Raw genomic sequence first — 12,044 nt, 5'->3', positions numbered from 1 at the left:
CATATTATTTCATTGCACTTTTTACTAGACGAATGGTGGGATCCCGATGAAAATGACCGTGACCTGCAGAAAAGCGACGGAAGACGATATAGGTACGCTTTACGATATTATTCAAGGCTATGCTGAACAAGGGATTATGCTTCCGCGCTCCAGGGAGACGCTCGCCGCGCAGATCGATACGTTCATCGTGGCGGAGATCGACGGTGCCTTGGTTGGCTGCGGTTCGCTGACAAGGCTTGGACATGATCTTGTGGAGATCCGTTCGCTCGGCGTAACGAGCGGTTATAAGGGACAGGGGATCGGCAAGGCGCTTGTCGATTTTTTGGTCAAAGAAGCAAAAGAACAGGGAATTCCCAAAGTCATGGCGCTGACATACGAGGTGGCGTTTTTTCAGAAAAACGGGTTCACTGTTGTGGATAAAGAAATCTTTCCTGAGAAGGTTTGGCGGGACTGCATTCATTGTAAAAAGCAGCATTGCTGCGACGAAATCGCCGTTCTGAAACGGTTGTGAGACGACTTGACACAGACCCTTGGGGTCTGTTATTTTTGTATTAGATTAGCACTCGATCGAATGGAGTGCTAACGAAAGGTGGGATGAATGTGCTAACCGAACGTCAACGTCATATTTTAAGCGCCATCGTAGATGATTATATTCGTTCAGCAGAGCCGATTGGCTCCCGCAGCATATCCAAACGCGGAAATGTGGGATTCAGCCCTGCCACCATCCGCAACGAAATGTCAGACTTGGAGGATATGGGCTATCTGGAGCAGCCGCATACATCGGCCGGCCGGATTCCTTCTCATAAGGGTTACCGATATTATGTCGATCATTTGATGACTTACGGCAAACTGGCACACCATGAAGTGAATGTGCTCAAACGTTTTTTTACCGATAAAATGCAGGAGATGGAAGGGGTTATCCAGCAGACGGCAATGATTTTGTCTCAGCTTACCAATTATACTTCCATCGTACTCGGGCCGGAAATGACGGGCACGACGATGAAGCATCTGCAAATCGTCCCTTTGAATGAACGGACAGCCGTTGCTATCATTGTTACCAATACAGGCCAGGTAGAGAACAAAACGGTGACGATTCCCGAAGGCATCCCGATGGGCGAGATCGAGAAGTTCGTCAACCTTCTGAATGCACGGCTGAAAAACGTACCGCTGCTTCATTTTAAATCGAAGCTGTATACGGAGATCGCGGCGGAGATGAGCAGCTATGTTTCCGGCTATGAGGAGCTATTGGCCATGCTGGATTCCGTGATAAGCCGCGGAGAAGAAGAACGCGTATATTTGGGCGGCACGACCAACATGCTCAATCAGCCGGAATTCAAAGATGTCGATAAAGTGAAGAATATTCTTGACCTGCTTGCCGAAACGCCGAAGCTGGTACAGCTTTTTGACGGGACGGCGGATGCGAGGGGCGGAATTCAAGTGCGGATCGGCAGTGAGAACAAGCTCGAAGCGGTGAATGATTGCAGCCTGATTACCGCATCGTATTCTATAGACGGTCAATTGCTGGGCACCATCGGCATTCTCGGTCCGACACGGATGGATTACGCCAGAGTAATGAAGCTTCTGGATCATCTGTCCAAAGATTTGACGAAGCTCATGGAGCGTTGGTATAAATGAGCCAGGTGAATAATGGGAGTCAGGATGGCGAGGAAACTTATGCAACGCTGAGAAACAACGCCAATGCGATTCGCGCGATTTGCGCGGCGGTGGAAGGAACGCTGGGCCCTAAGGGGCTTGATACCATGTTGGTAGGCTCACGGGGAGAAGTTATTATTACCAATGACGGCGTCACCATCCTGGAGAAGATGGATGTGACCCATCCGGCGGCAAGACTGCTCATCCAGGTGGCCCGATCCCAGCAGGATCGGGTGGGAGACGGTACGACAACCGCCACGGTGCTTGCGGGAGCGCTTGTAGCTGAAGGCGTGGCTCAGGTCACACGCGGCGTTCCGGTAGCCAAGGTCGTACGCGGGGTGCAGGAAGGCATTGCATTCGCTTTGCGCTCCCTGGCTCGTCGTTCGCGCCCGATCAGCGGGCTCGACGATCCTTTGTTGTATCGGATCGCTTATATTGCGGGGCGTGAGTACGCCGATTTGGCCGGACTCGTCATTGAAGGCGCCAAACGGCTCGGGCTGCAAAAGTTGAGGGAGGAGCATTTCCGCTTTTCTGACGTCATTTTATCCCGCGGCAAGGCAGAGGGAGAGGTTTGGCCCGGCCTGCTTATTCAGAAAAAGCCTGCCAATGCGCAGCTTGAATTTCCTCCCGATACGGCTCATATCCTGCTGTTTCAGGATGCATTCGAACCGGAAACCGTCGATGAGGAGGCTTTGACGACGGATGCCGGCTTTCACAAGCAGCTGCAGCTTCGCGAGCAGTTCCGTGAGATGCTCGGGAAGCTGATCGAGCTGCGCGTGGGCTTTATCGCTTCGGAACGGGGGATTGATCCGGAAGCGGAGCAGTTCTGCACCGATCACGGGATTATGGTGCTGCAGCGCTTGCAGCGGGCGGAGCTGCGCCGCATTGCGGAATACACCGGTGCCCGGCCGCTCCGCCGCAGCGGGCTGCGCAAGCCGGCCCATGAATTGGCGGGCTATCTCGGTTATGCCGGGCATGTTGCCTACGACGAACGGCTGGAGTTGGTGCGTATGGCTGAGGGCAAAGGCCGTGCGCAAGTATCGATCGTCGTCGGCGCCAGCACAAGCGAAGTCGTCGGAGAACGGCTTCGCATTGCCCGTGATGCGGCTTCCAGCGTGCAGGCCGCGCTGCGGGGAGGATGCTTGCCCGGCGGCGGGGCTGCCGAGATGGCCGTTGCTCATGAGCTCGAACGGTACCGCGAGACGGTGCAGGGGATGGAAGGCTTCGGCATCGCGGCCGTTGTGCAGGCGCTGCGTAAGCCGCTGGCGCAAATTGTTGTGAATGCGGGCTACAATCCGCTTGAGAAGGTAGAAGAAGCCAAAGCCGCGCAGATTGCCGCAGGGAGCGACAGCCTCGGCATCGACTGCGATACGGGAGCGGTGAAGGATATGCTGGAGCAGGGTGTGATCGATCCGGCGGAAGTGAAGCTGCATGCGCTGCAGGCGGCAGGAGAAGTGGCGTCCGCTGTGCTGCGCATACACGCCGTGATTAAAATGCGGGATCCGCGTACCGAAGAGTGAGTGCTGCCATATGGTTGTGTTCACCGATGCAGAATGGTTACAATATATAAATAAAGATAAAGGTCGGCGTACCCTGAACTGCTCAAGCCACAGTTATAGTGGATGGCCGGGCTGATTCGGTCAAGGAGGTGACAGACATTGAACACGGAACAACAAGCGGACGGACGCCAAAAGGCAGGCGAACAGCCTGAGCAAGAGGCGAACGTTACATATGAAGCCGCAACTGATAATGAAACAAATGCTGCCGAGGCCGGAGACGAAAACCAACAGGCGCAGGCAGCAGATGCTTCCGAAGCCCAAGATGCTGTCAATCAGGAGCTTGAGGAGCTTAGGAAGCAGGTGGAAGACCATCAGCAGAGATTGTTAAGAGCTCAAGCCGATTTTGATAATTACAGACGGCGTACGATGAAAGAAAAGGAAGAATTTGCGAAGTACGCCTCTTTAAAGCTTATCGAGCAGCTGCTCCCGGTTGTCGACAATTTCGAACGGGCCCTCGCCGCAAGCAAAGATAACAAGGATTACGACGCTCTGGCCAAGGGCATCGAAATGATTTTCCGTCAATTGGACGGAGTGCTTGCAAACGAAGGCTTAAAGCCAATGGAAGCGGTGGGCACACCGTTTAATCCGGAATACCATCAGGCGATCATGCAGGTGGAATCGGAAGAACATGAGGAAGGCATTGTAGTGGAAGAGGTACAAAAGGGCTACATGCTTAAGGATAAAGTTCTGCGTCCGGCCATGGTCAAGGTGAGCTCATAAGTGCAGCATCATTGCAAACGAAACAAACGAAATTAAGGGAGGCAAATCCTTATGGGTAAAGTAATTGGTATCGACCTTGGGACAACAAACTCTTGCGTAGCCGTTATGGAAGGCGGCGAGGCGGTAGTTATCCCTAATGCGGAAGGAAACCGTACGACTCCTTCCGTAGTGGGCTTCAAAAAGGATGGAGAGCGCATCGTCGGCGAGACGGCAAAGCGTCAAGCGATCACGAATCCTGACCGTACGGTCATCTCCATCAAGCGTCACATGGGTACGAATCATAAAGTGAAAATCGACGATAAAGAATATTCGCCGCAAGAAATTTCGGCCATGATTCTTCAGAAGCTGAAAGCCGATGCGGAAGCGTACCTGGGCCAACCGGTAACGCAAGCCGTCATTACGGTTCCCGCTTATTTCAACGACAGCCAGCGTCAAGCGACGAAGGATGCCGGTAAAATCGCAGGTCTTGAAGTGCTCCGGATCGTTAACGAACCGACGGCGGCCGCTTTGGCCTACGGTCTTGAAAAGTCCGAGGACCAAACGATTCTGGTTTATGACCTTGGCGGCGGTACATTCGACGTCTCCATTCTGGAGCTTGGCGACGGCTTCTTCGAAGTGAAAGCAACCAGCGGTGACAACCGTTTGGGCGGAGACGATTTTGACCAAGTCATCATCGATTATCTCGTTTCCGAGTTCAAAAAAGAGCACGGCATCGATCTGAGCAAAGATAAAGCAGCGGTTCAACGTCTGAAGGATGCGGCAGAAAAAGCCAAGAAAGAGCTGTCCGGCGTCTTGACGACAACCATTTCCCTGCCGTTTATTACGGTCGTGGACGGCGTGCCGCAGCACTTGGAGGTTAACCTGACCCGTGCCAAGTTCGAAGAGCTTTCCGCTCCTTTGGTGGAAAGAACGATGGGTCCTACCCGCCAGGCCTTAAGCGATGCCGGACTTACTCCGGATCAAATCGATAAAGTGGTGCTGGTCGGCGGTTCTTCCCGGATTCCGGCTGTCCAGGAAGCTGTAAAACGCCTGATCGGCAAAGAGCCTCACAAAGGCGTAAACCCTGATGAAGTGGTGGCTCTCGGTGCTGCCGTTCAAGCGGGTGTTCTGACAGGGGACGTGAAAGACGTCGTATTGCTCGACGTAACGCCTCTTTCCCTGGGTATTGAAACCGCAGGCGGCGTGTTCACTAAGATGATCGAACGCAACACGACGATTCCGACAACGAAATCGCAAGTGTTCACGACTTATGCAGACAACCAGCCAAGCGTTGAAATTCACGTGCTTCAAGGTGAGCGTGCGATGGCTGCGGACAACAAAACGCTGGGCCGCTTCATTTTGGGAGACATTCCACCGGCGCCGCGCGGCGTTCCGCAAATCGAAGTTACCTTTGACATCGACGCCAACGGTATTGTTAACGTGTCTGCACTCGATAAAGGCACAGGAAAAAGCCAAAAAATCACGATTACTTCCTCCAGCGGTTTGTCTGACGAAGAAGTCGAGCGCATGATGAAGGAAGCTGAAGCTCACGCTGAAGAGGACCGCAAGCGTAAAGAGCTCGTAGAAGCCCGCAACCAAGCGGATCAGCTCGTTTACTCCGTCGACAAGACGATCAAGGATTTGGGCGACAAGGTTGACCAAGCCGAAATCGATAAAGCTAATGAAGCGAAAGAAAAATTGAAAAAAGCTCTCGAAGGCAACAGCTTGGATGAGATCAAAGCAGCCAGCGAAGAGCTTACCCAAGTCATTCAGCAGCTGTCCGTGAAGCTGTATGAGCAAGCTGCCCAGCAGGGCCAGGCTGGAGGAGCGGAGGATGCGCCGGGTGCCTCCAAGAGTAAAGACAACGTAGTGGATGCCGACTATGAAGTAGTCGACGACAAGAAGTAATAACCCGTTAGACACGCAGGGAGTCAAAGCCGGCATGACCGGCTTTGACTTTCCGTTTGTCGCCCGGGAGTAGGAGTGGAACGATGAGCAAACGCGATTACTATGAAGTGCTCGGGGTCGGTAAGGACGCTTCTCCGGAAGACATAAAAAAAGCTTACCGCAAGCTGGCGCGCCAATATCACCCGGACGTCAATAAGGCGCCAGACGCAGAAGCAAAGTTTAAAGAAGCGAAGGAAGCGTACGATGTTCTGAGCGACGAGCAAAAGAGAGCGCAGTACGACCGCTTTGGCCACGTCGATCCGAACCAGGGCATGGGCGGGGGCGGCTTCGGTCAGGATTTCGGCGGTTTCGGCGATATTTTCGATATGTTCTTCGGAGGCGGTCAGCGCCGAAATCCGAACGCTCCTCAACGGGGGAACGATCTGCAGTACACGCTGACCATCGAGTTTAAAGAAGCGGTATTCGGCAAAAAAACCGATATTCGTATTCCTCGGACCGAGACCTGCGACACTTGTGAAGGCAGCGGCGCAAAACCGGGAACCAAGCCGCAAACATGCGGTGTCTGCCATGGCTCCGGCCAGCAGGAAGTGGTGCAGAATACGGCGTTCGGCCGCATCGTTAACCGCCGCGTCTGCTCGGCCTGCCAAGGACAGGGTAAAATCATCAAGGACAAGTGCGGCACCTGTCATGGTTCGGGTAAGGTCAAGAAGCAGCGTACGATTAATCTGAACATTCCGGCCGGAGTGGACGACGGAGCGCAGCTTCGTGTCACCGGCGAAGGAGAAGCCGGAACGCGCGGGGGTCCTCCAGGGGATCTGTATGTCGTTATTCGGGTGAAGCCTCATGAATTTTTCGAGCGCGAGGGAGACGATATCTACTGCGAAGTGCCGCTGACATTCGCACAGGCGGCACTCGGGGATGAAATCGAAATTCCAACCTTAACCGAGAAGGTGAAGCTCAAAATTCCTGCCGGTACCCAAACGGATACGTATTTCCGTCTCAAAGGCAAAGGCGTTCCGCGACTTCGGGGCTATGGACAAGGCGATCAGCATGTCAAAGTCGTCGTGGTTACGCCGACGAATTTGACTGATGAACAAAAGGAACTGCTGCGCGAATTCTCCAAGCTTTCCGGTGAGAATACGAATGGACAGCAGCAGTCGTTATTCGAACGAATGAAAAAGGCTTTTTTAGGCGATTGATGAACACGGCAGGCTTTCCGCTGGAGCGGATTGCCTGCCGTGTTTTTTGTATATTTGAGCAGATTGGGGCTGAAACTAATTGCATTGTGAAAGCATAATCGACTATTGGACAGGAGGTTTATGGATATGAATGCAAAGAATAAGGCACAAAATGAACTGTCTACAGCCAAAAACGAGGACGTTGAATTTTCGGGCGAGCTGGCCGATGGCGATGACCGGAAAGCCGCTCAGCGTGCCGAAGCCGCCGACGCCCGCCAGGAAAAGAACCAAGGGTAGCGCGATGGCGGAGAAAAGCATACTTGCCTATTTTCACTCGCTGGAGGAAGCGGAAGGAGTCGCTTCCAAACTGAGAGCGCTGAGGGCCATCGACGTGTCCGTTGACCGTTTCGGCAAATATCCCGGAGACGGCGTTGATCATGTGATGAATCCGATCACAAGCGACTTTCCGGGGCTTGGCTACTTGACGCAAAGCGCCGATTTCGACAGCCGGGATGCGGCGGTGTTGGCTGCGGCGGACGTAGACGCCAGCGGCTTGGCAGGCGGGGCGGAATCGGACCTGACCGGCAGAGACGTTGTGTTGGCGGCTGTTGTGGACGAAAGCATATATGAACAGGCTCTCCGCGTCGTACATGAAGGTGGAGGCATTCCATAAATTTGAATGAATAGCTGGCACCTGTTCAGGGATGCCGGCTATTCATTTTGGAATTCATAGGCCTTCTGAGGTAAATATGATTCTAGACCAGCCGGTTTGTTAACGATAAAGATAAAAATGATAAATTTGTAGGCGTGTGATTACCGCATCTTCAAAACAATGAAAACAAATGATTTCAAGAGCGGCTGCACCCCCATACCCATAACCTCTCTGTGCACGAAGTATAGGTTTTGATAAGGACCTGACCGGCAGACAGCATTTCTATTCTATGAAAAGTTTTACCCGTATGACGAATTGTTGTACAATAGGCGTAATGTGCTTTTTACCGAATGGAGGCTGGATAAGTTAATGCGATGGCATGAAGTAACGGTTCACACAACCGAAGAAGCGATCGAAATGATCTCGAATTTTATACATGAGCTGGGAGCCGGCGGGGTATCGATTGAAGAGTCGGGCACGCTTAACAAGCAGAGGGATACCTCGCTCGGACAATGGTACGAGCTTCCGCTGAACGATATACCCGAAGGGCGGGCTGTCATCAAGGGATATTTCTCCGAAGGTACCGATATGGAGGCTATTCTGCTTGAGCTGAAGCGTTCTGTGGAAACGCTGAGAGAGTACGATATAGATACGGGCGAACCTACATACGAGTTGAAGGAAGTCGACGATGAAGACTGGGCGAACGCATGGAAGCAGTATTTTAAGCCGCTTCGCATCACCGACCGTCTCACGATCAAGCCGACTTGGGAGGAGTATACTCCAGGACCTGACGAGCTGATTCTGGAGCTTGACCCTGGCATGGCGTTCGGTACGGGAACACATGCCACGACGGCGCTTTGCCTGAAGACACTGGAGAGAGTCATTCAAGGCGGAGAAGATGTGATTGACGTAGGGACGGGCTCCGGCGTTCTGGCGATTGCCGCGGCGAAGCTGGGAGCAGGCCGCGTGCTTGCGCTCGATCTGGATCCCGTCTCCGTGTCCAGCGCAACGGAGAACGCCAAGCTGAACGGCTTGGAACGGCAAATTACGGTGAAGCTGAGCGATCTGCTGCAGGTGATCAATGAGCACCGCGCCGCCGGAGCTTCCGAAGGTACGCTTGGAGTGAAGCTGCCCGTACAGGTCGTGGTGGCGAACATTTTGGCGGAAATTATTCTGATGTTTGTTGACGATGTGTATGAAGTGCTGGAATCGGGCGGAACCTACATCGTATCCGGGATTATCAAAGCAAAAAAGGCGTCCGTGGAAGAGGCGTTGACAGCTGCCGGATTCATCATAACGGAACGTCACGAGGAGCAGGATTGGGTCGTGCTCGTCGCCAGAAAGCCGTAGGTGAAAGAAGATGGACTGGAGTTCGTTTCTGGCATTCCCGGTCGAGCAGATGCCTTTCGTTTTTGTGATGCTGCTGATCGCTTTCACCGTGCATGAGTTTGCTCATGCTTATGTTGCCGACAAATTCGGAGACCCGACTCCCCGGACAATGGGGCGGTTAACGCTCAATCCGCGCGTGCATCTGGACTGGCTCGGCATGATCTTTTTTCTCATTATAGGGATTGGATGGGCCAAGCCCGTGCTCGTGAACCGGAGTCATTTTAAATATCCTAGAAGGATGGGCATTATCGTATCTTTCGCGGGGCCCTTCAGCAATCTGGCGCTTGGATTTATCAGCTTGATCATCCTGTACGCTTTGCACTATTTCAACCTGATGTCCGGGATGTCATCCGGCATCCATATGGCGGTCAATCTCTTTTGACGCTGATGGTGACGCAGAACATCTTTTTGTTCATCCTGAATCTCATTCCTTTTCCGCCGCTGGACGGCTACCGCATTCTGGAAGACCTGCTGCCGCGCCGAATTTTGATGAAAGTGAAGCCGTATGAGCAGTGGCTGTTTTTTGCGATTCTGCTGATGTTTTTCATTGAACCGATTCGTGCGGTAACACTGGGACCCGTCTTTGCGCTGCGGGAACCCATTTTGGCATGGTTTCAAGCGATAGTCAGCCTGTTGTTCGGAGGATAAATTTGTTGTCAGGTCCCTGCCTGAAATGGTAAAATACTGCGTTCTTGTTCGGAATACTGGTTTTTACGGTAAAAAAGGTGTATGATGAAGGTTGACCGTTTTTACTTTATGTATAAGCGGTCAGACTTATTTTCACGGAAGAGACGGTTTACCATGCAAAGATATTTCATTCAGCCGGAGCAGTTTACAGACGAAACCGCAACGATAGACGGAGACGACGCACACCACTTAACCCGGGTGATGCGGGCGAAGCCGGGCGATACATGTATAGTGAGCGACGGCATAAGCCGGGAGGCCTTGGTCAGATTGCAAACGGTAGATCCTCGGCAGGTTGTTGCCGACGTGATCGAATGGCTGCCGATGGACAATGAGCCTGCCGTGGATGTTTGGGTGGCGCAAAGCCTGCCTAAAGGCGACAAGATGGAACTGGTTATTCAAAAGGGAACGGAAATCGGGGCGTCGCGTTTTATCCCTTTCGTGTCTGAGCGTACCGTAGTTCAATTGGACGGAAAAAAAGAAGGAAAGCGGCTGGAGCGGTGGCAGAAGATCGCCAAAGAAGCGGCGGAGCAGGCTCATCGCAATCGCGTGCCGCAAGTGGACCCGGTTGTATCCTGGAAGGAACTGCTGCGTCTGGCTCAAGAAGCCGATGCGGCTTGGATTTGCTATGAGAAGCAGAGCGTTCAGGAGCTTCGGGGACAGATCCGCAAGGCGATCTTGTCTCGCAAGAATGAAGGCCGCCGACAAAGGCTGCTGCTCATGATCGGGCCGGAAGGCGGGTTTACTGAACGGGAAGCGGCAGAGGCGGAAGCGGCTGGCTGCCGCGCCGTCAGTCTGGGCAAACGCATACTTAGAACGGAGACGGCCGCCATGGTCGGGCTCACGTGTATTTTATACGAATCCGGAGAGATGGGAGGAGAACAGTAACATGGCGACAGTCGCTTTTCACACGCTGGGCTGTAAGGTCAACTTTTATGATACGGAAGCGATCTGGCAGCTGTTTAAGCAGGAAGGATACGAACAGGTCGATTTTGAATCGACGGCGGACGTATATGTCATTAACAGTTGTACAGTGACAAATACAGGGGATAAAAAAAGCCGGCAAATGATCCGGCGCGCGATCCGCAGAAATCCGGAGGCGATCATAGCGGTAACGGGCTGCTACGCCCAAACGTCGCCCGCCGAAATCATGGCGATTCCGGGAGTCGATCTGGTGATCGGGACGCAGGACCGCGACAAAATTATGCCTTATATAAAACAATTGGAGCAAGAACGCAAACCGATTAACGCCGTGCGCAACATTATGAAAACCCGCACCTTCGAGGAACTCGACGTGCCGGATTTTGCCGACCGCACACGCGCTTTTCTTAAAATTCAAGAGGGCTGCAACAACTTTTGCACCTTCTGTATTATTCCGTGGTCGCGCGGTCTGATGCGCAGCCGCGATCCTCAAAGCGTGCTGAAGCAGGCCCGCATGCTGGTGGATGCCGGGTACCAGGAAATCGTGCTAACGGGCATTCATACCGGCGGCTACGGAGAGGATATGGAGGACTACAGCTTGGCCAAGCTGCTATGGGATTTGGATAAGGTGGAGGGTTTGAAGCGGATCCGCATCAGCTCCATCGAAGCGAGCCAAATTACCGATGAAGTGCTGGAGGTCCTGCAAAAATCGGACAAAATGTGCCGTCACCTGCACATTCCGCTGCAGGCTGGAGATAATGACGTGCTGGCGCGGATGCGCAGAAAATATACGACGGAGCAGTTCGCACAAAAATCGAGCACATTCACCGCATCATGCCGGGTGTAGCGATTACGACGGACGTGATTGTAGGCTTTCCGGGAGAAACGGAAGAGATGTTCCGCAATGGATACCGGTTCATGGAGCAGATGAAGTTCTCGGAGATGCACGTATTTCCGTACTCCAAACGGACCGGTACGCCGGCCGCCCGTATGGAGGATCAAGTGGACGAGGAAATTAAAAACGCCCGGGTACATGAGCTCATCGATTTGTCGGAGCGGATGCAGCTTGATTACGCCAAACAGTTTGTGGGTCAAGTGCTGGAGGTTATTCCCGAGCGCGACTACAAAGGACAGCCGGGCAGCGGTCTGATCATGGGCTATTCGGACAATTATCTTCAGCTTGTGTTTGAAGGCAGCGAGGATTGGATCGGTCAGATATGCCATGTGAAGGTGACCGAGGCCGGGGTGAATGAGTGCCGCGGCGAAATCGTCCGCGTGCCGGAGATCGTGTCTGTGAATCCGTCCCCAAGGAAAACGGCCGGCACAAGCAGTGTCGATGCCATTCCTGGTCAAGCGGCAAAAGCTATCGTATAGATTGGGAAAGGAGAGGATTTCGTTGGG

10 protein-coding genes and 2 pseudogenes are annotated in these 12,044 nt (G+C 53.1%); all 12 read left to right on the top strand.

Annotated elements, in window-relative coordinates; translation table 11 throughout:
• Positions 1-46: 46 nt before the first annotated feature.
• A complete protein-coding gene (locus tag EXW96_RS13555; RefSeq protein ID WP_062407521.1) occupies positions 47-511 on the top strand; it encodes an N-acetyltransferase in 465 nt (154 codons plus the stop codon).
• An 89-nt stretch (positions 512-600) separates the two neighbouring features.
• The gene (gene hrcA / locus EXW96_RS13550) at positions 601-1,635 is read left to right on the top strand and encodes a heat-inducible transcriptional repressor HrcA (protein WP_054818552.1); all 1,035 of its coding nucleotides are present in this window, start codon (positions 601-603) and stop codon (positions 1,633-1,635) included.
• On the top strand, positions 1,632-3,173 hold the full coding sequence (locus tag EXW96_RS13545) for a TCP-1/cpn60 chaperonin family protein (protein WP_174350752.1): 1,542 nt from the start codon (positions 1,632-1,634) through the stop codon (positions 3,171-3,173). The genes hrcA and EXW96_RS13545 overlap by 4 nt, the downstream gene beginning before the upstream one ends.
• Positions 3,174-3,311: 138 nt before the next feature.
• A complete protein-coding gene (gene grpE, locus EXW96_RS13540) occupies positions 3,312-3,932 on the top strand; it encodes a nucleotide exchange factor GrpE (RefSeq protein WP_054818542.1) in 621 nt (206 codons plus the stop codon).
• A 51-nt stretch (positions 3,933-3,983) separates the two neighbouring features.
• Positions 3,984-5,819 carry a molecular chaperone DnaK gene (dnaK, locus tag EXW96_RS13535; protein WP_174350751.1) on the top strand — a complete coding sequence of 612 codons (1,836 nt, stop codon included), beginning with the start codon at positions 3,984-3,986 and terminating at the stop codon, positions 5,817-5,819.
• Between the two features lie 83 nt (positions 5,820-5,902).
• Entirely contained in the window at positions 5,903-7,018 is a 1,116-nt protein-coding gene (dnaJ, locus tag EXW96_RS13530; protein ID WP_062407529.1) for a molecular chaperone DnaJ, read from the top strand.
• A gap of 126 nt (positions 7,019-7,144) precedes the next feature.
• Positions 7,145-7,294, top strand: a complete 150-nt coding sequence (locus tag EXW96_RS13525; protein WP_137670481.1) for a YfhD family protein — start codon at positions 7,145-7,147, stop codon at positions 7,292-7,294.
• On the top strand, positions 7,224-7,670 hold the full coding sequence (locus EXW96_RS13520; RefSeq protein ID WP_309225095.1) for a hypothetical protein: 447 nt from the start codon (positions 7,224-7,226) through the stop codon (positions 7,668-7,670). The genes EXW96_RS13525 and EXW96_RS13520 overlap by 71 nt, the downstream gene beginning before the upstream one ends.
• A 348-nt stretch (positions 7,671-8,018) precedes the next feature.
• Positions 8,019-8,999, top strand: a complete 981-nt coding sequence (gene prmA / locus EXW96_RS13515; RefSeq protein WP_062407531.1) for a 50S ribosomal protein L11 methyltransferase — start codon at positions 8,019-8,021, stop codon at positions 8,997-8,999.
• Between the two features lie 10 nt (positions 9,000-9,009).
• Positions 9,010-9,686: pseudogene (locus EXW96_RS13510) on the top strand (site-2 protease family protein).
• A 153-nt stretch (positions 9,687-9,839) separates the two neighbouring features.
• Positions 9,840-10,610 carry a 16S rRNA (uracil(1498)-N(3))-methyltransferase gene (locus EXW96_RS13505; protein WP_174350750.1) on the top strand — a complete coding sequence of 257 codons (771 nt, stop codon included), beginning with the start codon at positions 9,840-9,842 and terminating at the stop codon, positions 10,608-10,610.
• A 1-nt stretch (position 10,611) separates the two neighbouring features.
• A pseudogene (gene mtaB / locus EXW96_RS13500) lies at positions 10,612-12,017 on the top strand (tRNA (N(6)-L-threonylcarbamoyladenosine(37)-C(2))-methylthiotransferase MtaB).
• The last annotated feature ends 27 nt before the right edge of the window (positions 12,018-12,044 follow it).

The sequence above is a fragment of the Paenibacillus sp. JMULE4 genome, from assembly GCF_013337105.1.
In the GTDB taxonomy this organism is placed as follows: Bacteria; Bacillota; Bacilli; order Paenibacillales; family NBRC-103111; genus Paenibacillus_G; species Paenibacillus_G naphthalenovorans.
This window is presented reverse-complemented; position numbering and strand designations above follow the sequence as displayed.

What these genes read in the sequence shown, in the direction of transcription:
- EXW96_RS13555 (WP_062407521.1), top strand. Translation starts at nt 47, where the DNA reads ATGAAAATGACCGTGACCTGCAGAAAAGCGACGGAAGACGATATAGGT.
- EXW96_RS13545 (WP_174350752.1), top strand. Translation starts at nt 1,632, where the DNA reads ATGAGCCAGGTGAATAATGGGAGTCAGGATGGCGAGGAAACTTATGCA.
- dnaK (WP_174350751.1), top strand. Translation starts at nt 3,984, where the DNA reads ATGGGTAAAGTAATTGGTATCGACCTTGGGACAACAAACTCTTGCGTA.
- dnaJ (WP_062407529.1), top strand. Translation starts at nt 5,903, where the DNA reads ATGAGCAAACGCGATTACTATGAAGTGCTCGGGGTCGGTAAGGACGCT.
- EXW96_RS13525 (WP_137670481.1), top strand. Translation starts at nt 7,145, where the DNA reads ATGAATGCAAAGAATAAGGCACAAAATGAACTGTCTACAGCCAAAAAC.
- EXW96_RS13520 (WP_309225095.1), top strand. Translation starts at nt 7,224, where the DNA reads ATGGCGATGACCGGAAAGCCGCTCAGCGTGCCGAAGCCGCCGACGCCC.
- prmA (WP_062407531.1), top strand. Translation starts at nt 8,019, where the DNA reads ATGCGATGGCATGAAGTAACGGTTCACACAACCGAAGAAGCGATCGAA.
- EXW96_RS13505 (WP_174350750.1), top strand. Translation starts at nt 9,840, where the DNA reads ATGCAAAGATATTTCATTCAGCCGGAGCAGTTTACAGACGAAACCGCA.